23 protein-coding genes are annotated in these 23,681 nt (G+C 36.9%); 9 read left to right on the top strand and 14 right to left on the bottom strand.

The window, feature by feature from the left end; all coding sequences use genetic code 11:
- Nucleotides 1-114 precede the first annotated feature (114 nt).
- Both ACT5E3_RS17520 and ACT5E3_RS17515 read right to left on the bottom strand, forming a co-directional pair.
- Complete coding sequence (locus ACT5E3_RS17520; protein ID WP_444998609.1) at nucleotides 115-651, bottom strand: IS630 family transposase; 537 nt, start codon at nucleotides 649-651, stop codon at nucleotides 115-117.
- The gene (locus ACT5E3_RS17515) at nucleotides 629-955 is read right to left on the bottom strand and encodes an IS630 transposase-related protein (protein WP_444994237.1); all 327 of its coding nucleotides are present in this window, start codon (nucleotides 953-955) and stop codon (nucleotides 629-631) included. The genes ACT5E3_RS17520 and ACT5E3_RS17515 overlap by 23 nt, the downstream gene beginning before the upstream one ends.
- An 82-nt stretch (nucleotides 956-1,037) precedes the next feature.
- On the opposite strand from ACT5E3_RS17515, the gene ACT5E3_RS17510 reads away from it, so the two are divergent.
- Nucleotides 1,038-1,160 carry a hypothetical protein gene (locus tag ACT5E3_RS17510; protein WP_444994836.1) on the top strand — a complete coding sequence of 41 codons (123 nt, stop codon included), beginning with the start codon at nucleotides 1,038-1,040 and terminating at the stop codon, nucleotides 1,158-1,160.
- 68 nt (nucleotides 1,161-1,228) lie between these two features.
- Here ACT5E3_RS17510 and ACT5E3_RS17505 read toward each other — a convergent pair whose 3' ends face one another.
- The 4 genes from ACT5E3_RS17505 to ACT5E3_RS17490 form a co-directional block, all read right to left on the bottom strand.
- On the bottom strand, nucleotides 1,229-1,792 hold the full coding sequence (locus ACT5E3_RS17505; RefSeq protein WP_444994835.1) for an outer membrane beta-barrel protein: 564 nt from the start codon (nucleotides 1,790-1,792) through the stop codon (nucleotides 1,229-1,231).
- 103 nt (nucleotides 1,793-1,895) lie between these two features.
- Nucleotides 1,896-2,750: a class I SAM-dependent methyltransferase gene (locus tag ACT5E3_RS17500; protein ID WP_444994834.1), complete on the bottom strand. Its 855-nt coding sequence runs from the start codon at nucleotides 2,748-2,750 to the stop codon at nucleotides 1,896-1,898.
- A gap of 274 nt (nucleotides 2,751-3,024) precedes the next feature.
- Nucleotides 3,025-4,137, bottom strand: a complete 1,113-nt coding sequence (locus ACT5E3_RS17495) for an MJ1255/VC2487 family glycosyltransferase (protein ID WP_444994833.1) — start codon at nucleotides 4,135-4,137, stop codon at nucleotides 3,025-3,027.
- 34 nt (nucleotides 4,138-4,171) lie between these two features.
- Nucleotides 4,172-4,705, bottom strand: coding sequence for a phosphatase PAP2 family protein (locus ACT5E3_RS17490; RefSeq protein WP_444994832.1), 534 nt, complete (start codon nucleotides 4,703-4,705; stop codon nucleotides 4,172-4,174).
- Nucleotides 4,706-4,987: 282 nt separating this feature from the next.
- Here ACT5E3_RS17490 and ACT5E3_RS17485 point away from each other — a divergent pair, with 282 nt between their 5' ends.
- From ACT5E3_RS17485 to ACT5E3_RS17475, 3 genes are all read left to right on the top strand, one after another.
- On the top strand, nucleotides 4,988-5,908 hold the full coding sequence (locus tag ACT5E3_RS17485) for a recombination-associated protein RdgC (protein ID WP_444994831.1): 921 nt from the start codon (nucleotides 4,988-4,990) through the stop codon (nucleotides 5,906-5,908).
- A gap of 485 nt (nucleotides 5,909-6,393) precedes the next feature.
- Nucleotides 6,394-6,732, top strand: a complete 339-nt coding sequence (locus ACT5E3_RS17480) for a PilZ domain-containing protein (protein WP_444994830.1) — start codon at nucleotides 6,394-6,396, stop codon at nucleotides 6,730-6,732.
- 146 nt (nucleotides 6,733-6,878) lie between these two features.
- Entirely contained in the window at nucleotides 6,879-8,225 is a 1,347-nt protein-coding gene (locus ACT5E3_RS17475) for an MATE family efflux transporter (RefSeq protein WP_444994829.1), read from the top strand.
- Nucleotides 8,226-8,333: 108 nt separating this feature from the next.
- Here the strand turns inward: ACT5E3_RS17475 and ACT5E3_RS17470 are convergent, their stop codons facing one another.
- On the bottom strand, nucleotides 8,334-9,113 hold the full coding sequence (locus ACT5E3_RS17470; protein ID WP_444994828.1) for a DUF4097 family beta strand repeat-containing protein: 780 nt from the start codon (nucleotides 9,111-9,113) through the stop codon (nucleotides 8,334-8,336).
- Nucleotides 9,114-9,368: 255 nt separating this feature from the next.
- Here ACT5E3_RS17470 and ACT5E3_RS17465 point away from each other — a divergent pair, with 255 nt between their 5' ends.
- The gene (locus ACT5E3_RS17465; protein WP_444994827.1) at nucleotides 9,369-10,298 is read left to right on the top strand and encodes an AEC family transporter; all 930 of its coding nucleotides are present in this window, start codon (nucleotides 9,369-9,371) and stop codon (nucleotides 10,296-10,298) included.
- On the opposite strand, the gene trxC is transcribed toward ACT5E3_RS17465, so the two are convergent.
- Nucleotides 10,295-10,744, bottom strand: coding sequence for a thioredoxin TrxC (gene trxC / locus ACT5E3_RS17460; RefSeq protein ID WP_444994826.1), 450 nt, complete (start codon nucleotides 10,742-10,744; stop codon nucleotides 10,295-10,297). The genes ACT5E3_RS17465 and trxC overlap by 4 nt on opposite strands.
- A gap of 42 nt (nucleotides 10,745-10,786) precedes the next feature.
- Nucleotides 10,787-11,149, bottom strand: a complete 363-nt coding sequence (locus ACT5E3_RS17455) for a CoA-binding protein (protein ID WP_444994825.1) — start codon at nucleotides 11,147-11,149, stop codon at nucleotides 10,787-10,789.
- Nucleotides 11,150-11,459: 310 nt separating this feature from the next.
- Between ACT5E3_RS17455 and ACT5E3_RS17450 the strand changes: the two genes are divergently transcribed.
- Nucleotides 11,460-12,428, top strand: a complete 969-nt coding sequence (locus ACT5E3_RS17450; protein WP_444994824.1) for a DUF808 domain-containing protein — start codon at nucleotides 11,460-11,462, stop codon at nucleotides 12,426-12,428.
- 18 nt (nucleotides 12,429-12,446) lie between these two features.
- On the opposite strand, the gene ACT5E3_RS17445 is transcribed toward ACT5E3_RS17450, so the two are convergent.
- A complete protein-coding gene (locus tag ACT5E3_RS17445) occupies nucleotides 12,447-13,682 on the bottom strand; it encodes an EAL and HDOD domain-containing protein (protein WP_444994823.1) in 1,236 nt (411 codons plus the stop codon).
- Between the two features lie 227 nt (nucleotides 13,683-13,909).
- Between ACT5E3_RS17445 and ACT5E3_RS17440 the strand changes: the two genes are divergently transcribed.
- The gene (locus tag ACT5E3_RS17440; protein ID WP_444994822.1) at nucleotides 13,910-14,575 is read left to right on the top strand and encodes a peptidylprolyl isomerase; all 666 of its coding nucleotides are present in this window, start codon (nucleotides 13,910-13,912) and stop codon (nucleotides 14,573-14,575) included.
- A 248-nt stretch (nucleotides 14,576-14,823) separates the two neighbouring features.
- On the opposite strand, the gene ACT5E3_RS17435 is transcribed toward ACT5E3_RS17440, so the two are convergent.
- Complete coding sequence (locus ACT5E3_RS17435) at nucleotides 14,824-16,476, bottom strand: M28 family metallopeptidase (RefSeq protein ID WP_444994821.1); 1,653 nt, start codon at nucleotides 16,474-16,476, stop codon at nucleotides 14,824-14,826.
- Nucleotides 16,477-16,654: 178 nt separating this feature from the next.
- Entirely contained in the window at nucleotides 16,655-17,482 is an 828-nt protein-coding gene (locus ACT5E3_RS17430) for a class I SAM-dependent methyltransferase (protein WP_444994820.1), read from the bottom strand.
- A 207-nt stretch (nucleotides 17,483-17,689) separates the two neighbouring features.
- Between ACT5E3_RS17430 and ACT5E3_RS17425 the strand changes: the two genes are divergently transcribed.
- The gene (locus tag ACT5E3_RS17425) at nucleotides 17,690-18,163 is read left to right on the top strand and encodes an Lrp/AsnC family transcriptional regulator (RefSeq protein WP_444994819.1); all 474 of its coding nucleotides are present in this window, start codon (nucleotides 17,690-17,692) and stop codon (nucleotides 18,161-18,163) included.
- Nucleotides 18,164-18,270: 107 nt separating this feature from the next.
- Here ACT5E3_RS17425 and ACT5E3_RS17420 read toward each other — a convergent pair whose 3' ends face one another.
- Nucleotides 18,271-19,713, bottom strand: a complete 1,443-nt coding sequence (locus ACT5E3_RS17420) for an aspartate kinase (protein ID WP_444994818.1) — start codon at nucleotides 19,711-19,713, stop codon at nucleotides 18,271-18,273.
- A gap of 243 nt (nucleotides 19,714-19,956) precedes the next feature.
- Between ACT5E3_RS17420 and trhO the strand changes: the two genes are divergently transcribed.
- Nucleotides 19,957-20,955: an oxygen-dependent tRNA uridine(34) hydroxylase TrhO gene (gene trhO, locus ACT5E3_RS17415; RefSeq protein ID WP_444994817.1), complete on the top strand. Its 999-nt coding sequence runs from the start codon at nucleotides 19,957-19,959 to the stop codon at nucleotides 20,953-20,955.
- A 111-nt stretch (nucleotides 20,956-21,066) separates the two neighbouring features.
- Here trhO and ACT5E3_RS17410 read toward each other — a convergent pair whose 3' ends face one another.
- The gene (locus tag ACT5E3_RS17410; RefSeq protein ID WP_444994816.1) at nucleotides 21,067-23,667 is read right to left on the bottom strand and encodes a TonB-dependent receptor; all 2,601 of its coding nucleotides are present in this window, start codon (nucleotides 23,665-23,667) and stop codon (nucleotides 21,067-21,069) included.
- Between the last annotated feature and the right edge of the window lie 14 nt (nucleotides 23,668-23,681).

The following is a 23,681-nucleotide window of genomic DNA, read 5'->3' as shown; positions in this document are numbered from 1 at the left end:
TTTTTATTACTGCGTTTAACCCAAGAAGTGAAAGTTTACCAATTGATATTAATTTAATACGTCATGGAAGGTTAAAAAATAGACTTGCATCAAATAAGTACAAGTATAGCTGGATCAGTTTATTTTGTCATATAGACAGTCCTCCTGAAATAACTCATCAACGGAACATCTTTTTTTTCGTCTGATAGCTTTAGCTTGCGCCCACTTTTTTTCAATCGGATTTAAGTCAGGGCTATAAGGAGGTAACCATTGCAAAATACATCCCTTTTTCTCAATAGCTTCACAGATGTCTTTACGCTTATGAAAGCTGGCATTATCCATCACAATCACCGCATTAGAGGGAACTTTAGGTAACAAATCTTGTGTTACCCAAGCATGAAAAACATCCGCATTAATACTTCCGGCAAACAAACTTAAAGTCACAAAGGTATTTCGGATAATTGCCCCAATAGCATTAATACGACCTTTGGCATGCCAATCATGAACACCATAACAGCGTTGACCTTTGTCCGAATAACCATGAGTACGAGGTGAGGATTGAGCAAATCCACTTTCATCCAAATAAACGACAGGCTTTCCTAACTGCTCGTACCGACTAAGTTGTTGTTGAAACCTCGCCCGCTTTAATTCATCTGCTTTGGGGTGGCACAGTGTTTTTTTTATAGCTCTTATTTAACCGTTTGAGAGCATCGTGAATACTCGGTTGCGAAACACCAAAGCGCTTGGCTCGTTCCCATTGATAATCATCAGGGAAATCTTCGACATCTTTTTTCAGTGTCTCCATGCAAAGCTTGATGCTGGGTCTATTTTTTTTCGCACAAGGCTCAATGTTTTTATTCCAACGAAGAAGGCTTCGCATGGATATATCAAAGTGCTCTCCGGTTTCTTCAAAGGTTAAACCGTGTTTCTGTTTATAAGCCAAGACGTGTTGGCGAAATGCTATCGGATAAGTCATGTGAGTATTATGCCATAATAAACCTATTTAGCTATACTTACCCGGCTATAGCTGTGACGATGAAAATCTTTGGGGTAAAGAATTGAGTTGGTTAGTTTTTGATATGAAAAGGCATAAGGCTAATCAGTTAGCCTATGAATTTGGACAAAATGCTTATTTGTGGATAGAGCGCGGCAAGAGTGTGAAGTTATTGTATGCCTGCTAGAGAAAGCTGATACAGAGTCTGATTAATTGAGCCATCTGCTTTGAGAAGTCCGGTTAGATAAGGGAATACTAGAATTCAAACTTGACGCCAAAGCTCGTTGTTTGGGCTTTACCAAAGTCATAGTTATTATCAGAGTAAGTGAGTTGTAGCTGAATGAGATTATTAATGGGGATTTCAAAAGCAAGTTTCCACACCAGCTCGCTGCCACTAAAATGAGATTCTTCTTCTGGGCCAGGGTTTAAAAAGCTACCTTCTTTACCATCAAATTCCCAATAAGAGATGCCTATTTTAGGGACAATCTGAAAATGTTGATTCACTTTAAAAGTATAACCAAGCATCAGTTGTTTTTGATCAATATTATAGGTGTCGCCCATTTCAAAAACGTCTGCTGTGTCATTACGAAGTAAAACAGCTTCGATGGAAAAATCAGAGTTAAATTGGTATCCCGCTGAAACACCAACTTCTATATTATCACTTGATAGTTGGGGATTATCGTTATTTTCAAACGTATACTCCATTTTTATTTTAGTGTTTACATCACCTACTTGAGGTGTGACGAAGAAACTTCCATTACTCGCTAAACTGGAGTATGAAACAGCGCAACATCCGATAACCGTTAGAAATTTTCTCATTCCGTTTTCCTTCTGAAAAATAGTGTTTATACTTAAATTGAATTACACGGTCAAGTTGTGCTTCGTATAAAATGTTTCAAAAGATAAACGTGCTAACGCTGAGTTATTTTTTACGGAGAAGGAAGTGACGGACAGGCATTATTGTTTTGTCGTGGAGCAATTCAAACCCATGTTTTTCAGCCCACTGTCTGTAATTTTTTTGATGCCAGGCATCGACAAATGGCTCGTGTAGTTTTTGTGCAATTAATCGAAAATAAATACCTAATAGACCATGGTTGATGAGCATTTTTCGATAGGGCTGATAGAGTTGGTCTGGGGCGGGTTCTGCAATACTCAACAGGCCGCCAGGTTTTAAAATTCGATGACATTCTTTTAGAGCGTGCTCAGAGTATTTAGGGGGAATTTCATGAAATACAAAACAGGCACTAATACCTTCAAAGCGTTCATCTGAGAAGCCTGTTTTTTCTGCAATTCCGTGTACAAAGTTGACATTGGGATAATCTTTGGCTGCATGCTGTAGTAAGTAGGGGGATGGATCAAGCCCCCAAATATCAGAACAACCATTCTGTTGAATGATTGCGGCAGTATGACCGCCTGCACAGCCAATATCTAAGACTGATTGACAATGCTTGAGCTCATCAGCGATTCTGTTCCTGCAACCTTTCATTTTTCCTAACATACTAATATCAAACCCGGTTATATAGCCCCGACTAATACGTTTGGAATAATTACCATTTGGCATATTATGAAACTCTAGTAAAAGGTATTTGGGCAATTCGACATTTAAGGGAAGATTTGGTGGCAGTTTTACTTGTTCTATTTGTTGGCCCCTCACTTTGCGTAGAAACAACTTGAGATCATGGAGTTGTTTAAATTGCAACTTATCTGGCCATGCATTAGGTAAATCAACGTTATTCCAATCGATGATTTTAGGATCTGTTTGGGTTAAAGGAGTCATTAGCGAAGTCGTGCTTTAGCTGGTTTTCTAGTTTGTGAACAAAATATTCTAAGTCATTATTGGTTGATATTAAGTTCGTTCGTTAGAGTCAGTTAGTTTCATGATGATTAATTAGGCAATTTTAGCAAACCCTAAAGGATAAGTCGCTTGTGAACGCCTAAATAAATTGAATATCTTGAAAAGCGAGTTTATATAAGCATCTATTGTAAGTGATTATATATGATTATTTGCGCTAATGCGTTGAGATAACGTTTGTCTTATGCATGAATTTGGGTTATTCAATAGGAGTGTTTTGATGATGATTATTTATAGGTATATGGTTTAACTTATTGTTAATTGAGATTTTGCTAGGAGAAGAAGTTGTTCGATTAGTTTCAGCCCATAGTCTTCTGCTTAATTTTTTTAATGACTCTCTTTCTGAACTGACTAACCATTTCGCCATTTCTGAGGCGACGTTGGGATATATCAGTGGGGGTAAGGTGGGTTTTTGTAGCCATAATTCTAACTCCTGATTAGAAAAGTATTTAATTGAGGTTGCACGACCTATTTGTTCTAAAGCTTTTGCATTCGACTGTTGTTCCATCTGATTTTCTAGCGGTAAAATTAATAGCTTTTGGCCAAGTTGAATGGCTTCGCTTGGCAGCTCAAAGCCAGCTGCGGTAATGACGCCTGCACACTGATACTGTTTACTTTGAAAATGACTTCTTGAAAAGTTGTAAAGCTTAATATGAGGGTGTCCTGTTGGTGTATTTTCACCATGAAAAATATGAAAGTTGAAATCTTTAAAAGGAGCAAACCAGTCTACTAATTGCTTAGCATCGCAAAATGGATAGTAGACTAATATTTCTTGAGCATTTAGGGTCGGAGGGGATGTTGGTTGTTCAATAATTGGAGGTAAAAGGTTTTGCTCAAAATGATCCCAATGCAATCCTATAGGAATTGATACTGGCGAAAAGTATTTTAATACTGTTTGTGCGATTAGATTTTTTCCTGCTGTCGGTATTTTCGAGCGGAAAGCCATTTGATGAGAGATACCAATATTTTTTATGCCTCTGAGTTTTGCTGCCCAGGCGGTGATAGGTTCGAAATCGTTGAGTACAAGATCATAACCGGTAAAATCAAAACTGAATATATCGCGAACAAACTTAAACAGGTTATTTTTAAAAGCTGTTTTAAGATAGTTGATGCTGCCATTTTTTATTACAAAAGTTAATCCCGGAAAAACCCGAAATTGACCAAATGCCTCCATGTCGAATAGCTCGTCTTTGGCTCGTCCTGAAAATACCCAGTCAGCCTGAATGTTCAATTCCTTAAATGCTTTGGCCATAATACGAGCACGAGTAATGTGGCCATTGCCTGTTGCTTGAACTGCATATAGTATTTTCATGGTTTACTGCGTGAACCCATAATAGTTAAAAAATTTAAAATAACGGATAAATAGCACCTGCAAATAGCGCAGATAAAATACCTAAGAATATTCCGGCGAGAATGTCACCTGGAAAATGAACGCCCAAAAATATTCTGGATAAACCAATAAGCAATGCCCAGCAAATAGCTAAGATGCTTAAAATTGGAAAAAATATAACTATTTGTGTAGCCATTACAAAAGCCGCTGCGGTATGTCCCGAAGGAAAACTAAACTGATCCGATGGCTTTATTTTTGCCTGAAAAGCAATTAAAAAATCTTGTGGTCGATTACGTTTAAACTTTCGTTTGAGAATAATATATAGTGGTACTTGAATGGCATAGGCAATCAGACTCGAATAAAAAAACACAAGGTTTTTATCCAGATTATGGATTAGGGCGCCTACTGCTATCAGTAAGTAAAGCCAGCCATCACCGGTAAAGGAAACAAACCTGACTATTGGTAGATGTCGAGTTTTGCAGATTTTATGTTGAATCCACAAAAATGCATTGGTATCTAATTGTTGAAACTGCGTTTTCAAAATTCCCATCGGGATCTCCCCTGTACGGTTTTGTTACGCTGAATAATCGAACTTGTTTTCATATACTTAGCATTTTGCGAGCATAATATGACTAAAAAGTGACCTGCTAATGACGTTTAAATGACAATGCCAATAGGTTAATTGATACCTAGTCTATATTAGAGTCCTACTAAGGCCTGTGGTTCTCTGTATTTACAGCAATAACGAGCATAAATATCGAAAATGTTTTGGCAATGAGGCTTATTTTTCGAGATAATGCTCAGCCGTTTTTTAAAAGAAAATAGACATTGTATGTGGTTTCGAAATTTACACTTGTATCGCTTATCAAAGCCATTTGAGTTTAGCCCAGAAGAATTGGCTGATAAGTTGTCTGAAAAGCGTTTTCAACCTTGTGGACGTCAAGTGGAGGAAAGCGTTGGCTGGGTCAGCCCAATCCATCGCGCTAGAGATTATTTAGTGCATGCCGCTAGTGGTTGTATTTTAATCTGCATGCGTCGTGAACAGAAAGTTATACCAGCCAGTGCGGTAAAAGAAGCATTAGAAGAAAGAGTGAATGCGATTAGTGAAGAGATGGGACGTAAAGTTTACTCTAAGGAAAAACAGTCGCTTAAAGAAGATATTGTTAGTCAAATGCTACCTAAAGCATTTGTCCGCTCTACTCACATTTTTGCCTATGTTGATACCAAGCGTGGTTATTTAGTGCTTAATGCTGGCAGCAATTCGATTGCCGATATGTTTTTTGAATTGTTAGTTGAGTCGATAGGCTCATTTGGTGCAATTAAGTTAATTAGTGATGAAAACCCCGCGCTAATACTGAATGGATGGTTAGAAAATGGTATGCCGTCAGAATGGGATTTATCTGGTGACTATGAGCTAAAAGATCCGAAGGATGAGCGAGTAGCAAAATTTAAAGATAATGAGTCAGAAAATGGTGTTTTAGGTGATTTATTAGAGGATGGTTATTGGGTTAACAAATTAGGTATACGTTACAAAGGTCAATTCAAGGCGGTTATTCAACCTGACTTACAAGTGAAGAGTATTAAGTTTATGGATGAATTGTTAGCTGAAAATGATGATGTTGATGGTGAAGATGAGCTAGTCAAGTTTGATGCTGACTTTGCTTTAATGACCAGATCATTAGGTGATTTTATTCAAGAATTAATAACATTATTTAAAGTGAATACCAATGACAAAACTGAATTAACTGACTAGTAATATAAATAAAGCAGGTATTTGTCTATTATATTGAGCCTGAATGTTATATTTATGTCTTACCTATAATTCAAGATATTAAAAGTAGCCTCATTAATAATTAAACAAGGAGATGTTTTAAGGGTTGAGAGAAACAACCAGAATAAAACTCATTGTGGTATAAAACTAAAATACTATTATTATCTACATTGGTATTTTCTTTATTCTTTCTGTGTTGCTACTTGCTCAGCTATTGAGGATAGGTATTTTTATTTTTTCAATATTTACCAAGAATGTTTTCATTATTAAATTATTCGCTAAACTTTTTTGGATACCTTGGGTTTTAGCTTTTTATATACTAAAGGCATTCGTTGTTAAAACCGAGTCTCCAGAGGGAATATTACAGGCGTAGGCAAGGTTAAGAAAATAGTCAATTTTGTCGGCAAACTGTTATTAATCGCACTACACTTTAAGATAGAATAAGTCTAGTTAAAGTGGTGTTTATTATGATTGACGAAAGAAGAAAATATGCACGTATTTTAAGAGAAGAGCCAATAAAGGTAGATGTATTGTGTAATGAGCACTTTAATTCTCCCCTTGTATTCGAATGTAGTTCAAAGGATTTTTCAGCTAAGGGGGTCCGAATTCATGGGCAACATCCTGTTCCTCTAAATCAAGATGTTGAAATTGTTGTTCATTTAGGGAAAGAGGATAAAGAGTTTATTTTATCAGGTAAAATTATGTGGACAACTGAAACTACTGAAAATGAGCATGTTGCAGGTATTGAATTAAGTGATAATCAAGAAACGGATATTGATAACTGGCGAACATTATTTTCCACTTAATATATTGAAAAAACGTTTAACCTATTATTTTGTCATTTATTTTTGAACTGGGTGATACCTGTTAATTCTATATTTCTATCATTTATATTAGCACTCCCTTAAATGTGCTAGCATGTCATATCTCTTCTCCTTTATTGCAAGCCACCATGAATGACTTAACACAAGGTTCAATACCTCGTCACATTATTAATATGGCGGTTCCAATTACTGTTGGTATGTTGGTGCAAACGTTATATTTTCTAGTTGACCTTTATTTTGTTGGAGCTTTAGGTGAAATCGCGTTGGCGGGTGTTAGTGCGGCTGGGAATATTTCTTTTTTAATTATGGCTTTAACTCAAATCTTAGGTGTGGGAGCGGTTGCATTGATTGCTCAAGCCGTCGGTCGAAAACAGCTTCAAGAAGCTAATTTAATTTTTAATCAATCGCTGTTGATTGCGGTTGTTATGGTATTTTTAACTTTACTTGCTGGTTATAGTTTTGCTGAGTTTTATATGGAATCAATTTCTGCTAATGCTGAAACTGTGGCAGTGGGAAAAACTTATTTATTTTGGTTTATTCCTAATTTAGCTTTACAGTTTGTATTGGTCGTAATGGGATCGGCATTAAGAGGTACAGGTGTTGTTAAGCCTACTATGGTTGTTCAAGTAATAAGTGTGCTTATTAATATTATTTTAGCGCCCATTTTAATTGCTGGGTGGGTTACTGGTTACCCTATGGGAGTTGCAGGAGCTGGGTTAGCTAGTTCTATTGCTATTATTGTGGCTGTTATTGTTATGTGGCGTTACTTTCATCGCTTAGAGAAAATTGTTTATTTTGATCGCCAACTTTTTTATTGGCATTTTCCCGCTTGGAAAAAAATATTAACACTTGGCTTTCCTGCGGGGGGAGAATTTATTTTGATGTTCTTCTACATGGGGATTATTTATTGGGCAATTAAAGGTTTTGGTTCGGTTGCACAAGCCGGATTTGGATTAGGTTCGAGAGTTATGCAAGCTATTTTTATGCCTGCTTTAGCTCTGGCTTTTGCTCTGCCTGCCGTTGTTGGACAAAATTTTGGTGCTCAGTTAGCTGTTCGTGTGAAAAAGTCATTAAGTTCAACACTGATTATGATTTCTATTATTATGTTGTTATTGATGATGGTTTGTTTGTTTAGTCCTCAGTTGCTTTTACAGCCATTTACAAAAGAAAATGACGTTATTATGATTGGGGCTGTTTTTTTACAGTTGATAGCATTAAATTTTATACCTTCAGGCATTATTTTTACCTGCTCTGGTATGTTTCAAGGTTTAGGCAATACCTGGCCAAGCCTTTTTAGTATGGCAACTCGGTTAATATTTTTTGTTATACCTGTTGTTTGGTTGTCACAAAAAAGTTACTTTAAAATTGAGCATGTCTGGTATCTCTCTGTTTTTACTGTTTCATTTCAGGCGATTATTAGTTTATGTTTATTACGTTTAGAAATGCGTAAAAAGCTGAATGTTATTTATTCATAATATCTGAAAGAGATTACTTTTGATGAGTTTTAATTCTGTGAAAGAAAAAACTAAACCAGAAAATTATTGATTCTTCGTTTTCTGGCTTGTTTATTTTATCGCTATATTTTACAGTGAATTAACTGAAATTTTGCCATTTACATTTTCTAGTTCAATATCAACACCGCCACTTCCTATTTTTCCACGCATATCACTACCTACAAATTTGTGTTTGTTCACTTGAATATTAAATTCATTTGAAAGTGAGCCACTGACTGTACTTGCGTCTATCGATGCATTTGAGTCGGCAGGAATATGGAGTTGAATATTGCCATTGACTGAATCAATATCAATGTTCTTTACATGGTGTAAGTTTTTAAAGCGAATATCTGCATCGCCATTAACCATTTTGATATTAGCTGAAGCGGTCAAGCTATCAGAGCTTAAATTACCATTAACCATTTCAGAGTTAAATTCACCTGTAACTCCTTTTACAGTTAAATTGCCATTAACTAACTCTATATCATCTAACTTAACATGGTTAGGAACTGACAGTTGATAAGTGACTTTTGAATGCCTGTTTTTTCCATGATGTTCTTGGTTCTTTTTATACTTAGTTTTAATTGTTATTTGGTTAGCGCTTTCTTTTATATTGACATCAATACGATCACGTTCTTCCTGACTGGATGCCATTATTTCAGCAATAATAGAAACTTGCTCACAGTCGCAAGCTTTTATACTTACATCGCCATTAATATTGGAAAGTTGAATTTTTCCATTGGTATTAAAATCTATGGTTTTTTCTATCCTATCTGTTACTTCTGATGCAGCAAGTGTTGCTATCGAAGTGGCTAACAAGCTTGTGATTAGACCATATTCTGCTAATTTTAGTCGTTTATTTCGTTTCATGATAACTCCTAGTTATTTATTACAAGAATAAGTTGGCGAGATGTTTCTTTATAAGACGAGATAGATGAGTAATGCGTTTAAATGTCATTTTTAGTGAGATGTAACAAAATATATATCTTCCTTCCTTGAATAGAGGGGCCATTAGTTCAATAGTGTCTCTTTTTCAAAAAAGATAATGAACAGTAAGGCGGTGAGGATTATTAAAAGCCCGGTGCTGTGCTATGATGCACGCACTGCTTTGGAATGTCTCGTCTTATGATTAATTTTATTATTATTGCTGTATTTTTAGTGCTTGGTATTTTGTGCAAAAAATACGCTCAGAAGAAAAATATTCTGCCAAGTAGTCTTTCTCATTATATCAATACTTTTGTAATATATGTTTGCTTACCTGCAATCGTTTTATTGAAAATACCATCACTCCAATTTGACCATCAGCTTCTTTTACCTGTTATGTTACCTTGGGTAGCAATTATTTTTGCTGCACTATTTATTTTATTAGCAAACAAAATTTTTCATTGGCAGCGACCAACAGTGGGATGCTTATTAATGCTTTGTTGCTTTGGAAATACATCCTTTTTTGGCTTTCCCATGGTTAATGCTTTTTTTGGTGAGCAGGGACTTCCTTATGCTATTGTTTATGATCTGTTCGGTTCTTTTTTAGGCTTGGCAATTGTTGGTAATATAGTTATTGCTCTTTATTCGGAAGAGGGGCATTTTAATTTTTATGCTGTTGTACGAAAGGTTATTTTATTTCCTCCCCTAATTGCTGTTTTGTTAAGCTTATGCTTAAAAGGTTGGATATATCCTGCTTGGTTGGAGTATTTATTAGTCGTGATCAGCTGGCTTTTAGTGCCATCTACTATGTTTCTTGTGGGTATGCATATGTCATTTAATATTCCTAGTGAGATTATAAAGCCACTGCAATTTAGTTTATTTTTGAAGCTGTTTTTATTGCCGATTATTATATGGGGGTTATCTGCACTTTGGATCAAGCAAGTACCAACTGAATCACTTGCTATGTCTGTGTCTATATTCGAAGCTGCCATGCCGCCAATGGTGACGGCTAGTGTAATGGCAATTCATGCTAATTTAGAGTCAAAGTTAGCTGCTACGGCAGTTGGAGTTGGCCTGCTACTGTCCTGCATGACTCTTACTGGGTGGTATTTCATATTAGCTGCTTTTTAATGGTTTGGATCGGTCAGTTGCTGTACCACCCACTGTTGAAGTTGAGGTAATGAAAATGCCCCTGAAACTCTACCAATTTCTTGTCCCTGACGATACAACGCAAGGGTTGGAATAGAACGAATATTAAAATCGATAGATGTTTGTTGGTTCGCTTCTGTATCAACCTTTAATAAGCGTAATTGATTGCCTACTGTACTAGCAAATTTACTGAATGTCGGGGCAAAAGAAAGGCAAGGACCACACCAAGGCGCCCAAAAATCAATTAATACGGGAATACCAGAGTGTTGAATATGTTTGTGTAAAGACTCATTGTCCGCTTCGATAGGCTCACCTGAAAATAGTGGTGTTTTACAGTTGGCGCATAAGGGACGTTCGTTTAATCTTTCTACTGGGAATTGATTAACTGTTTGACAAACTGCACAAACTAAACGAATTTTTTCACTCATCGTATTATTACCTAAATTAATTGAATTAATATCATTGATGTCTTAATAGGTTCTATTATTCAACATAATAAGTGTGCAGTCTTCAACTGTTTTAATACCTGCCTGTTCGAGTTTTAAAATGGCTTCTTCAGACTCTGTTCCAGGGTTAAAAATCACCCGTTTGGGGGCTAATTGTATTATTTTATTTAGCTCAGCGACCACCAAAGAGGGGTTTATATATAGAGTTACTGTATCAATTGTTTCACTCACTTCGGTGATATCCGAATAGCACGGAATTCCCTCAATGTTGGTTTCTTTTTTTGAAACTAGAATAACGGGGTGTTTATGGTTAATTAGTTTTTTTTGAGCGCGATTAGAAAATCGCTCTTCTTTACTGCTAGCACCAAGTATCAGGGTTGGTTTCATAGTATTAAGCCTCTAATGACATCTGTTTGATTGCTTCACAAAACAAATATTGGTCAACGGGTGAATATTTAGTTTGCAGCATACCTGTGACACCGTAGGGTCTCCAATAGAATTTATATATACTTGTCTTCTTAGCGGTGTTTTTTATCCATGTAATGTGCAAGGTATGATAATGTCTGATGGGCTATTTTTGCTCAAAGTATATTGTTTGGTCAGGCTGTTTCTATATTTCACTCCTATTAATCAAAAAATCGGGTAATATACGGCTAAATGAACAAAACGACACAGTAACTATTAATAGGGGAATTGAATGCCTGGTTCGAGTTTATTAACTCTTTTAGATGATATTGCTACGGTGCTTGATGATGTGGCTATTTTAAGTAAAGTCGCCGCTAAAAAAACCGCTGGTGTTTTGGGGGATGATTTAGCACTCAATGCAGAGCAGGTGTCTGGAATTAGGGCTGAAAGAGAAATACCGGTTGTTTGGGCTGTGGCTAAGGGCTCGTTTAAAAATAAGCTTATTTTGGTTCCAGCAGCTTTAGGGATCAGTGCTGTTGCTGATTGGTTGATTATTCCTTTATTAATGATTGGTGGAGTGTTTCTTTGTTTTGAAGGCGTTGAAAAAATAGTCCATCATTTGTTCCACAGTAAGGCAGATAAAGAAGCTGAACACGAAGAAATTATTAAAGCGGTGTCCGATCCAAAAGTTGATCTGGTTAAATTTGAGAAAGAGAAAATTAAAGGGGCTATTAGAACTGACTTTATATTGTCAGCTGAGATTATCGTCATTTCACTAAGTGTCGTTAAAGAATCTCCATTTACAACCCAGTTATTAGTTGTTTCTGGAATCGCTTTATTGATTACGGTTGTGGTTTATGGGTTAGTGGCAGGTATTGTTAAATTAGATGATGCTGGTTATTACTTAATTAAAAAACAAGGTGAACAGTTTTGGACCCGTTTTAAAAGAGCGTTGGGAAGAGGTTTACTAGTATTTGCTCCTTTTTTGATGAAATTATTATCTATTGTTGGTACTGCTGCTATGTTTTTAGTGGGAGGCGGGATTATCATTCACGGCATACCTGTTATTAAGCCTTTGGCTCATCATTTTGAAAAAATGATGAGCTCGGTTCCTGCTATTGGTGACATGTTAGGAGTGATAGCTCCTGTAATTACCAATGCATTAGTTGGTGTGTTGGTTGGTGCAATTGCTGTGTGTATTGTTTCTATCGGGGTGCGTCTTTTAGGTAAAAAAACTAAAGCTGAGAGAAGTGTACATTAATAGGAGCTCGTTTAGGTATTAGAGCATTTGACACAGTTGGTGAGTCCAGTTAATCGCGTTTTCATGAGCAGAAAATAGCTCTATTTGATCGCTTTGTTCAAGTTGGTGAGTATAGTTCCAGTTAGACGTTTCTACTGCTTTGGCGAGTAGTAGAACCTCTCCTTTTAATCCTTTTTCATTCAAGATGGCATCATTCATATCAGCTTCAAGATCGAGCTTTTGAATGAGCCATTTTTTGTCGGCCAGCATGACTGCGTCAATACCCGAAAATAGTCCAACAGTAAAAAAGCTTTCTGGGTGATCATAATTTTTACTCGTTGCATAAAGTTCGCAAGTTCTAGCTCTTTGCAACAATATACGAAATAGTTCTACTGATTGAGTCGAGTTATTAGATAAAGCCATTGCCATTGCCCATTTTTTGATTTGTTCTAAACCAAGAAAAACCACCGCTTCTTTTAAACTACTGACTTTTCTCGGCAAGCGGCATAATGGACTATTAATGATTTTGAGAATTTGATAGCTTAGTTTTGTGTCCCGCGAAATAGAATGACATAAATGGTCTATATCTAAATTAGGTTCTTGTAGCTGAGCAACAATTTGCAATGCTGTTTCTGAGTTATTTCTAATTTTTTTACCGTAAACTAATTGGGGCCTTTCTAAATAAAAACCTTGAAATAGTTCGAAGCCAATATTTCTGCAATACTCATATTTTTCTTGATCTTCAACTTTCTCGGCTAAAAATAACGGTCGTTTAGGTAGTGGGGCTAATATATTGTATTCGAGTTCTTTAAGGCTATCTTTTAAAGTGACTTGAGAAATATGTAATAGATCAATTTTTATATAATTAGCTAAAGGAATGAGTGGATCGTATTTCGGTAAAAAGTTATAGTCATCTAAGGCTATTTCAAAACCTTTATTTTTAAGTTCTTTAACTTTTTCCACCAGTTTGTCATCAACGAGTGTATTTTCAAGAATTTCAATGACTACCCGAGATGGTTCTAGTGGAAAGAAGTAATCTGATAAAATTAACTGACGAGTGAGGTTTATAAAAATTTTTACATAAGGTGCTTCTTCGTCGTTAAGAATTCCACCACAATAATTAACTAACAACTCGCTTGTTGCCCGATTACCATCATCAAAAATTGCTGAGTTAGGGTGTAGATCGCGATAAAGCAACTCATAACCATATAGTTTATTATTACCATCAAATATTGGTTGGCGAGCGAAAAGTAAGTCATTCTCTGCTGATTTCATAAAACCTTACTGAGTCGTTAGTTACCCTAAATATTGTTTGAGTGAAGTAAGTCATTGGCTACAACGCTTTTTAATTATTTTCACGAACAAGCAAAAGCAATATTTCACTCTTTCAGTTTAGTTCAGAAATCACTAATGTCCAAGGTCGATATTCCATTTTGTTGTGAGTCAATCTATAATCTTTGCCAATATTATTGCGATGCCTGATTAGGCTTTAAGGGAAATTAATGAAACACCATAATCACACTTCTTTTTCTTTTGTACTACTTTGTTTTATAACACTTATTCTAGCTGGCTGTAATCAGCAGGCTAGTGAGCTAAAGCCTATCGATGATTTTATTAGTCAGCAAAATATTGATAAAAAAAAGTCGGACTGGAAAACTAACTTACCTAAGCCGCCCCAGTTAGTCTTTAAAACAGAGTCAAGCTATTTTTGGGATTTAGAAACCAATAAAGGAAAAGTTTCAATACAACTAATGCCTAAGATAGCACCAATGCATGTTTCAAGCACAATTTATCTAACTCGGTTAGGTTTTTATGACGAAACTATTTTTCATCGAGTGATTAATGGTTTTATGGCCCAAGGTGGTGATCCGCTTGGTGCTGGTGTTGGTGGACCAGGTTATCTTTATGCCGGAGAGTTTAGCCCAGAAGCAAAACATGATAAAGCAGGCATACTCAGCATGGCTAATCGTGGACCTAATACAGATGGTAGTCAGTTTTTTATCACTTTTAAGGCGACTCCACACCTTGATGGTAGGCATACGGTGTTTGGTCAAGTTGTAGAGGGAATGGAAACGTTAAAAGTGTTTGAAAGTTTAGGCTCTTATAGCGGGAAAACTAAAGAAGAAATTAAAATCATTAAAGCTTCTATTCGAATTCAGTCGCTTTAAGCCTTCGGTTTATTTAATGTTATTCAAATCAGAGCTTTGTACTGAAGCTCTGATTTTTTGTTAATAGTTGAAAGTTATTAGTTTGTTACCTGGCTAATATTTGTTATCTGGATAATATAGGGCTCACTATTACACCAATTATTCCGAGTAAATTAATACTCAGCATTACTATTGCTGCAACACCTACAAACTTCCAAATTTTTTTTTTTTTTCAAGGGCGCTATTAATACTTTGTAGTGATTTTTCTACTAATGCATCATTGCATCTCTAGCCGCTTTAAATTCTGTTCCCTCATTCCAATTAGGCCAGTCATGAGTGTTACCCAGTAAGTAACCTGTCTCAAAATAGAGTTGTAGATCGGCTTTTATCCCATCCCATCCCCAGGCTTCATTATATTCATCACACTCCTGGTGGTAACAATTACCAACAATTTTCCCTACTTTTTTAGCTATTTGGGCTTCCTTTTTATTAAGTGGTATTGTTCCACCGCCTGCACTTAGTCCTGGAACGCCTTTTTTAGCAAGACTAAAGTGATCAGAGCGATAGTAGTAGCCTCTTTCAGGAGTCGGCTCAGGTGTGAGTGTTCTGTTCTGTCTTTTAGCCGCTTTGGCTAAGTATTTTTCTAATTCTGATTTGCCATAGCCGACAACTTTCACATCTTTTTTAAGACCTGTAATATTCAAGCTGTCCATGTTGATGAGACCAACAATTTTATTTAATGGGACTGTTGGGTGGTTTGCAAAGTAGCGTGAACCTAATCGTCCTTGCTCTTCAGCTGTCACAGCAATAAAAGTCATTGAGCGTTTAGGGGCGACGGAAAGCTTTTTAAATGCCTGAGCGATTGCAATGATACCTGCTGTACCAGATGCATTGTCATGAGCACCGTTGAATATTTTGCTTTGTCCATTGATGACCGACGTACCCAAATGATCCCAATGTGCCATGTAAACAATATGCTCATCGCTTGCCTTAGAGCCAGGAATCGTCGCAATAACATTGTTTGAAACTGACTCTGCAATTTTGCTATTTAATGTTAGTGAGGCTTTTAAGTTCAATGGAACCGCTTTGAAATTACGATTAAGAGCTTGTTTTTTTAATGTTTGAAAATCAAGAGAGGCTTTTTTAAAAAGCTCTTCGGCTTTGTTTTTAGTGATCCACATTTCAATATCTAAAGCCGGTTCGTTAATTTCGCTAGCAGGTAAATGGTACTGCGCCCCAGACCAACTACTCTCAACAACATTCCAACCATAGCTTGCGGGTTTGGTTTCATGAATAACAATTGCCGCTGCTGCACCTTGACGAGCGGCTTCTTCATATTTGTAAATCCAGCGTCCATAATAAGTCATTGTGTTTCCGTTAAACAGTTTTGGATTTTGACTGGCATAACCTGGATCATTGACTAGCACTACAACTGTTTTTCCTTTTACATCGATACCATCATAATCGTTCCACTGAAATTCAGGTGCGTTGATCCCATAACCAACAAAGACTAACTCAGAATTTTTAATTGAAATTTGTTTTTGGGGTAATCTTGAGTTGGCCACATAATTTTTTAAATAAGTAAACTCGATATCTCCAATCTGCAAGTCTTTTTGTGGGGTACTAATAATTGAAGTGAGTGGCACGGGTTGTAAAAAACTATCGCCATTGCCAGGGGTTAATCCTGCTTTTTTAAATTCATCAACTAATAATTGGGTTGTCATCTTTCCTCCAGGAGTTGAGGGGGCTCGACCACCAAACTTATCTGATGATAGATGTTTAATATGTGCTTTTACTTGCGAAATATCAAAGTCGTTATAGACATCGTTAAATTTATCTGAAGCAATAATATGGCTACTGAATACCATTCCTAATAGACAAATAGCAGACGTGAAAAGTTTTACTGGTTTAACATAGAACATGGAATATTATCCCCTTCGATTTTGAAGTAGGTGGTTAAAGTTGCTCATTTAACAAGCTGTAATGAGATTGTTGCGATAGAAAAATCGATGCGCTGTTCAATCTATTACTTTGAAATATTTGATGTAAGAGTATAGCGCAACTTGAAAGAAATGTTGCGCTAAGTTGATAAGTCAACAACTATTTTTTAGGTTTAATAAACTTGAGTGTCATTCGGTCGCTTTCGCCAATTGATAAGTACTTTTGTTTATTTTTTTCTTTTTCTTTTAAAACAGGTGGTAATGACCATACGCCATTAGGGTGATCTTTGGTATCTTTAGGGTTGGCATTTACCTCTGAGTGGGCGACTAGTTTAAAGCCAACTTTTTGTGCGAGCGCAACAACGTCAGACTGTTTTAAATAGCCTTGCTTTCCACTAATGTCTCCTGGCTTTTTTTCATCTGCTCTATGTTGAACAAGACCGAAAATGCCACCAGGCTTTAAAGCATCGAAGATGGCCTTATAGACTATTTCTGAGTGGCCCTTGCTATGCCAGTTATGCGTGTTTCTAAAAGAAAGTACCATATCTGCTGAGTTATCCTTGGCAAAGTTAATATTGTCCGGTGCTTGCATTATTCCGACAGTCACTTTGTTATATAACTTAGGGCTAGCAGCCAGCTTTTGGGCAAACTTCTTGGCTCCAGAGCTAAAATATTGACTCTTTGATTTTGGGTCATAACCAGCAGCAATATAGTGTCCCTTATCTTGTAAATATGGAGCGAGGATTTCAGTATACCAACCACCACCTGGTGATATTTCAACAACCGTCATGTTGTCCTTAATACCAAAAAATTGAAGTGTTTCTACTGGGTGGCGGTATTGATCTCGCTTAGCATAAGACTCGGTTCTATGTTCACCTGCAACAATTTTCTGTAATTTATTTTCTTCAGATGCTAAAGAATAATTGATATTAAATAGGAGAGAGAGAGTAACAATGGCAGCCAACCGTTTATTGATTTTCTTTTTCATAGTGTTTTCCTCATTATATAAAGTGTGAATATTAAACCTGAGTTGTAAATTTACAGCAAGTCTATACTAATTTTATCTAAAATAATGAAGACATTATCAGATTATCTTAAATAAAACGTGATATGGTATACGATATAGGCTTGCGGTAAAATGATTGCATATGTAACATAGCATATACAATTCTTAGGGGGATGATAAGAAAAAACAATGACTCAACTCGATAAAATTGATCGCAAAATACTGAGAATTTTGCAAAAAAATGCGCGCATTACTAATAAAGAACTTGCCTCCCAATTAGGCCTTTCTCCACCGCCTACTTTAGAGCGAGTTAAAAAACTTGAAAGTTCAGGTTTTATTACTGGGTATGCTGCAATATTAGAACCTAAAAAAATAGATTTAGGTACTGTTATGATGGTTTCTGTGAGTCTTCATCATCATTCACAGGATACGATTGATGAGGTGTATCAAACAGTTGAAGAACTTGATGAAATTTTAGAGTGCTATCATGTTACTGGTGAAGACGATTTTATGCTAAAAGTTGTCTGTAAAGATATTTATGAATACGAAAGTTTTGTAAGAGAAAAGCTTGTTAAACTGAATAGCATGGGCAAAATAAAATCTTCTGTAGTTTTATCGACTTTGAAAAAAGCAAACCAGTATCCAATACGTGAACCTGAATAAAATAATCGTAAATATCCCCGTTTTTTAAAGACGGGGATATTTATAGAAGAACCTCTAAGGAGCTATCAGGCTTAATTTAGCAGGTCGTTTTTGATTGAAAAATGCTTTTAATTCTGTAAGTCCTTCCAATTGACACCAAAAAAAGTGTTATCTAACTGGTTTTCTATTAAGTGAAAGTGTAATTGTTGGCAAAGCTGGTTTGGATTACTAACTATTAAACTCAAGTGACCCTGTGAACTAAAGTCTAGTGCTTCTAATAACCCATTGGGTAAAAACTGCTGCGTGAACTGAACTATTTTATTTGCCCATGCGCCCTGATTAGAGATGTTAATTAAGCTGACTAAAGAAAGTGCTGATTTGATTTTAATATTATCAATGGATAAATATTGTTGTAGTGCTTCATCGGTTAGTTGTGCTTGGTCACTATTTGTATAAATAAAGATTAGGTGGCATGTTTTATTTTTTTGACTTTTTAAAATTAAATCGAAGCCTGCCGCTGTCACTTTTTCTATTAGCAAATCAATGTCCATTTTTTGCGTTTGTGGTAGGCGGATCCAGGTAATTTGTGGTTCAGCTGTTATTGCAATGATTTGTGCTGAATCCTTTGCTGCTTCGGTTGTGTCTATTACTTCGGTTGTGTCTATTACGCTTATTCTCGTTCCTTCATTTTGAGGTAAGTGTGTACATTTTACTTGAATAGGAATGGTATTAGACATCGCCGGTTCGAGCGCTCTTGGATGAAGTACTTTTGCCCCGAGTTGAGCCATTGTGTGTGCTTGTTGGTAGGTGAGATTAGGCAATTGTTTTGCTTGAGAGATCTCTTTAGGATTTGCACTAAAAACCCCTGGCACATCGGTCCAAATTTGAACTTCGGCAGCATTGAGTTTCGCACCGAAATAAGCGGCTGAAGTATCAGAGCCTTCTCTACCTAGTAAAACAGTATTTCCATCAATGTCAGAGGCAATAAAGCCTTGAGTAATAATAACTTTATTTAATTGCTCTAATTGGCTTCTAAGTTGAGGGGAATATTCAAAGTCACAATAGGCGCTCGTGTAGTGATGCCAGCTATCTGCTTGTTGTATTGATAGGAGTATTTTACGAGCATCTACCCAGTCAGTTGAAATTTGCTGCCGATTTAAAAAATGCAGTCCAATAGTTGTAGAAAATAATTCACCAAATGAGACAACCGCAGCATGGTTTTTGGGGGTAATCTGTTGCGATTGATGAATTTCATTACATATGTTTTCTAAGTTTTTAAATTGTGGCAGTAATATATCAACAGGCAGTTTCAAATGAGAAATAAGTCCCTGATGCATCTCTTTTAAATGTTCTATGGCTATTGGGTGTACACCAGATATTGATTGGTGTAGCAATGCTTCTAACAAATTCGAGACGTTTTTTAATGCTGACAAGACTAATATAGGACGAAAGCCTGTACTTTTTTGCTGTTGAACTACGTGAGCAATTGTTTGCCAATGAGCTGCCTCACTGACACTACTGCCGCCAAATTTTAGTATTGTCCAGTTACTTTTTCGGGGGATTCTTGTCATTGTTTAATTACTTATTTGTTTATTGATGCCTATTGACTAAAAAAACTCTATCTTCAAGTAGAATTGCTATAAATACAAGTGTACGCATCAATTATTGGATGTTTGTTATTTTTTTGATTTGGAGTGACTGAGTGAGTGCTGGTTAAAAAGCAACCAAATCACTTGAATCTCTACGGTATTAGACTATAATGCCGCTTCAATTTTGCCCTGGATTTACGCTTCAGCTAGCAATAGGAATTAAATATGTCTCAATATGTAGTCTGCGCACTTTATAAATTTGTAACCCTTCAAAACTATCAAGATATTCGGCAACCGCTTCTTGATGTGATGTTAAAAAATGAAGTTCGAGGAACCTTGTTATTAGCTCATGAAGGTATTAATGGCACTGTTGCCGGAACTGAAGTTGCAATTAAAAGCTTACTTGACTGGTTAGAGTTACAACCGAATCTCAATGCCATCGTTAGTAAAACATCACTTAGCGAAAAGTTACCGTTTAAGCGTTCAAAGGTGAAATTAAAGAAAGAAATTGTCACTATGGGAGTTGAAAACATTGATCCTAAGCGTGTAGTAGGTACTTACGTTGAGCCTAAAGATTGGGATACGCTCATCAATGATCCTGAAGTTTTATTGATTGATACTCGGAATGATTATGAGGTTGCTGTCGGAACCTTTAAAAAGGCGATTAACCCGAATACTCAAACGTTTAGGGAATTTCCGCAATATGTCAAAGATAATTTAAACCCTCAAGTTCATAAAAAAGTGGCCATGTTTTGCACTGGAGGCATTCGCTGTGAAAAATCTACTGCACTATTGAAGCAAGAGGGCTTTGAAGAAGTTTTTCATCTGAAAGGTGGCATTCTTAAGTATTTAGAAGATGTGCCTAAGCAAAATTCTAGTTGGGAAGGGGAGTGTTTTGTTTTTGATGATCGAGTCACTGTCGATCATGATTTACAGCCCGGTAATTATGATCAGTGTAATGCATGCCGTTTGCCAATCACCGAGGAAGATAAACAGAGTGAGCATTATATTAGGGGAGTTAGTTGTTCATATTGTTATGATAAAACCACTGAAGAGCAAAAAGCTCGTTATCAAGAACGAGAAAACCAAATTCAGCTAGCTAAGTCTCGGGGTGAAGAGCATATTGGTGATCATGCTGGATTAGAGCTAGCCCAAAAGCGAGAAAAGAAAAAACGGCAGAAAGCAAAACAAATTGCTTTAAGTCAAAAAGCTCAGATCAGTTAAAGTTTGCGCTTTTGGTGAGGAAAGACATCACTTTATTGAGTGTTTTATAATTAAAAGATACGGAGAAATTACCGTTTCTCCGTATCTTTAAAACGTCTTTACTTATTTATTTTAGAACCTAAACGTTGCTTTAGAATAGATAAAGCGTCCACGAGGATCGTGTACACTTTGTACATAACCAAATAGGTCATTATTGAGTTCGCCTGCCGCAAAAGGAACTTTTTCATCTAATAGGTTTGCAGCACCAAAACTTAAATTAACGGCGTCACTGATATCCCAAGATGTTTGAATATCTAAAGTAATCATTGAGTCAACTGTACGGGCATTGGGATTAGCAAAATCGAATGCGCCATCTTCATCGAAGTCTGGCTCGTCTTCGAATTCACCAATGTAGCTGATGACTGCTGTTGTAGACCATTTACCAGTTTTCCATTCTGCCGTTGAACTCCAACGAAACTTTGGATAGCCATATTTACCGGTGTAGTCTAAGTTCTTTTTTTCGAAGTTAGTGAGGTATGACCAATCTAATCCTAGTTTAAGATCTCCCATGTCGGCTAGAGCCATTTTATAGTTGGTAGAAATATCAACACCAGAAGCTTCTTGAGAAGAGATATTGACATAAGTACTGCTGACTTGTAGTAGCTCGTTAGTTGTTGCATTACGGACGCAAAATCCAGCTACCATCGCATCGGGATCACAAAATAATAAGGTTGCTTCCCCCACATCAGCTTCATCAATTTTTTCATCTTGAGTAATATCCCAGTAATCAAATGACATGTTCAAATCGTCATTAATATCCCAGATTAAACCAAGGTTATAAGATTCCGATTCTTCGGGCTTCAAATCGGGGTTACCACCAAGGTTAACAGTTAAATCAGTTGATGCACCTGAGTTGGCAACACATGCAGGAACTTTAGAGCAATAGGGATCAACAAAGAAGCGGGATTCTTGTGAAGGACCTAAGCCGATTTGAGCTAATGACGGAGCTCTAAAACCTGTTCCCCAAGAAGCCCTTAAAGCCATGTTTTCTGTAATATTCCAGTGCATTCCTATTTTAGGATTGGTTGATGTACCTGCTAGTTCATAATCATCATATCGACCTGCAAGTTGTAGTTCGATATTATCGGCAAGTGGAATTGCAAATTCGGTATAAACCGACCAGTGATTACGAGAGGCTTGTGCCGAAACAGATTCAGTACCAAAAATTAAGCCGCGTTGAAATTGGTCATCGGGTAAATCTTTAACACTTTCATCTCGATACTCAAAGCCTGTTGCCATTGCAACAGTATTGCCAGAAGATAATTCAAATAAATCGCCTGTTAGTGAGCCTTCTATAGAGCTAAGACGTGACTCTCCACGTCTGGTAAGGCTTGTTGTTATCGCATCAATTACAGAGGGAGGGTTGACTGTTCCGCCGAAAGGATTATAACGGCCAGCATCAATTTCTTGTTGTAAAAAGTCAGTTCTCACCCAACCCTGTGTTCTATCACCTGTTTGTAAAGAAATACTACGAGCTTTAGTGAAAGAAAGATCCCATTCAAACTCTCCGATAAGACCTTTTAAACCCGTAACAAAGCGAAGGCTTTCGCTTTGAATATCCCAAACTCGATTACCTGCATCAACTGTACGGTGGCGGTCAATGGCTAGATCAACCCCAAAAGGATTATTAGGATGACCTGCATGTACGGTTAGACCGGCATCGGCGTCGAGAGGTGTTGGTGCGCCACCAGCTTGCGATGTGTTACGTTGAGCGGAAACTTCAAAGTAGAGTTCTAAATTTCTTGCTACTTCACTATTATGTAAAAACATTGCACCAGCACGTTCCATATCAGGAATTAAAAAACCATATGGCCCATAATCAAATACACAAGTTTGCCCTGCGACTCTCTCTGGAGGACAGTTAGGATCAATTGTAGGATCGGTATCGCCAGCTAATACATAACGTCCAGGAAAGCCGCGCGAAGAGCGCAGGTCGTAGCCGCCTTTAGGCGCTTGATTAGCGGATCCCAAATGGCCACGATCAGAATTTCTAAGTTCACTGGTTTTAAAGTAATCAAAGATAAAAGTACCATTTGATCGGTTGTCGCCAAAACCAAAAATGGCATTTAATGTCGTTTCATCTGAACTTGATTTGGTCGTAGAGCCGTAGCCTAATGTGACTTCAGAGCCGACAAAATCTTTACGTAATACGATATTCACTACACCAGAAACTGCGTCTGAGCCATAAATAGCAGAAGCGCCATCTTTAAGAATATCGACACGCTCAATTGCTGCTAAAGGAATACTGTTTAAATCAACAAAGTTATTAACAATGCCTTGAGCAAAAGCGCTAATATTGGCACGGCGACCATTAATTAAAACCAAGGTGGCATCGGCACCAAAACCACGTAAACTAATTGCTGCACCACCATTACCTGTAGAGTCTTGGCTATTACCTCGGGTAGAGAAAGAACCAGCGCCGGCGGAAGGTAATCTTTCAAATAGCTGTTGTAGGGTTGTTTGGCCTGAGCCAACTATGGCTTCTCGATCAATGACTTGTACTGGCGCTGGACCTTCTAAACTACTACGTTTGATATGAGAGCCAACGACGGTTAATTTTTGTTCTTCTTTTTCATTTTCTTCTTCGGCATAAGAGCTTGTTGGTATGGCTGCTATTGCACTGGCAAGTGCAACAGAAATGAGTTTAATTTTAAATGGGTTGTTAGTGTTCATAATCGATCTACTCC

It is taken from the genome of Aliikangiella litoralis (assembly GCF_052495765.1).
Note: the sequence above shows the minus strand (reverse complement) of the source record. Positions and strands in the feature narration are given on the sequence as shown.

Coding starts and splice junctions, on each gene's coding strand:
- trhO (WP_444994817.1), top strand. CDS start 19,957: ATGTCTCAATATGTAGTCTGCGCACTTTATAAATTTGTAACCCTTCAA.
- ACT5E3_RS17470 (WP_444994828.1), bottom strand. CDS start 9,113: ATGAAACGAAATAAACGACTAAAATTAGCAGAATATGGTCTAATCACA.
- ACT5E3_RS17515 (WP_444994237.1), bottom strand. CDS start 955: ATGACTTATCCGATAGCATTTCGCCAACACGTCTTGGCTTATAAACAG.
- ACT5E3_RS17440 (WP_444994822.1), top strand. CDS start 13,910: ATGAAACACCATAATCACACTTCTTTTTCTTTTGTACTACTTTGTTTT.
- ACT5E3_RS17490 (WP_444994832.1), bottom strand. CDS start 4,705: ATGGGAATTTTGAAAACGCAGTTTCAACAATTAGATACCAATGCATTT.
- ACT5E3_RS17485 (WP_444994831.1), top strand. CDS start 4,988: ATGTGGTTTCGAAATTTACACTTGTATCGCTTATCAAAGCCATTTGAG.
- ACT5E3_RS17495 (WP_444994833.1), bottom strand. CDS start 4,137: ATGAAAATACTATATGCAGTTCAAGCAACAGGCAATGGCCACATTACT.
- ACT5E3_RS17425 (WP_444994819.1), top strand. CDS start 17,690: ATGACTCAACTCGATAAAATTGATCGCAAAATACTGAGAATTTTGCAA.
- ACT5E3_RS17420 (WP_444994818.1), bottom strand. CDS start 19,713: ATGACAAGAATCCCCCGAAAAAGTAACTGGACAATACTAAAATTTGGC.
- ACT5E3_RS17455 (WP_444994825.1), bottom strand. CDS start 11,149: ATGAAACCAACCCTGATACTTGGTGCTAGCAGTAAAGAAGAGCGATTT.
- ACT5E3_RS17450 (WP_444994824.1), top strand. CDS start 11,460: ATGCCTGGTTCGAGTTTATTAACTCTTTTAGATGATATTGCTACGGTG.
- ACT5E3_RS17500 (WP_444994834.1), bottom strand. CDS start 2,750: ATGACTCCTTTAACCCAAACAGATCCTAAAATCATCGATTGGAATAAC.
- ACT5E3_RS17480 (WP_444994830.1), top strand. CDS start 6,394: ATGATTGACGAAAGAAGAAAATATGCACGTATTTTAAGAGAAGAGCCA.
- ACT5E3_RS17430 (WP_444994820.1), bottom strand. CDS start 17,482: ATGAAAAAGAAAATCAATAAACGGTTGGCTGCCATTGTTACTCTCTCT.
- ACT5E3_RS17445 (WP_444994823.1), bottom strand. CDS start 13,682: ATGAAATCAGCAGAGAATGACTTACTTTTCGCTCGCCAACCAATATTT.
- trxC (WP_444994826.1), bottom strand. CDS start 10,744: ATGAGTGAAAAAATTCGTTTAGTTTGTGCAGTTTGTCAAACAGTTAAT.
- ACT5E3_RS17435 (WP_444994821.1), bottom strand. CDS start 16,476: ATGTTCTATGTTAAACCAGTAAAACTTTTCACGTCTGCTATTTGTCTA.
- ACT5E3_RS17465 (WP_444994827.1), top strand. CDS start 9,369: ATGATTAATTTTATTATTATTGCTGTATTTTTAGTGCTTGGTATTTTG.
- ACT5E3_RS17505 (WP_444994835.1), bottom strand. CDS start 1,792: ATGAGAAAATTTCTAACGGTTATCGGATGTTGCGCTGTTTCATACTCC.
- ACT5E3_RS17475 (WP_444994829.1), top strand. CDS start 6,879: ATGAATGACTTAACACAAGGTTCAATACCTCGTCACATTATTAATATG.
- ACT5E3_RS17410 (WP_444994816.1), bottom strand. CDS start 23,667: ATGAACACTAACAACCCATTTAAAATTAAACTCATTTCTGTTGCACTT.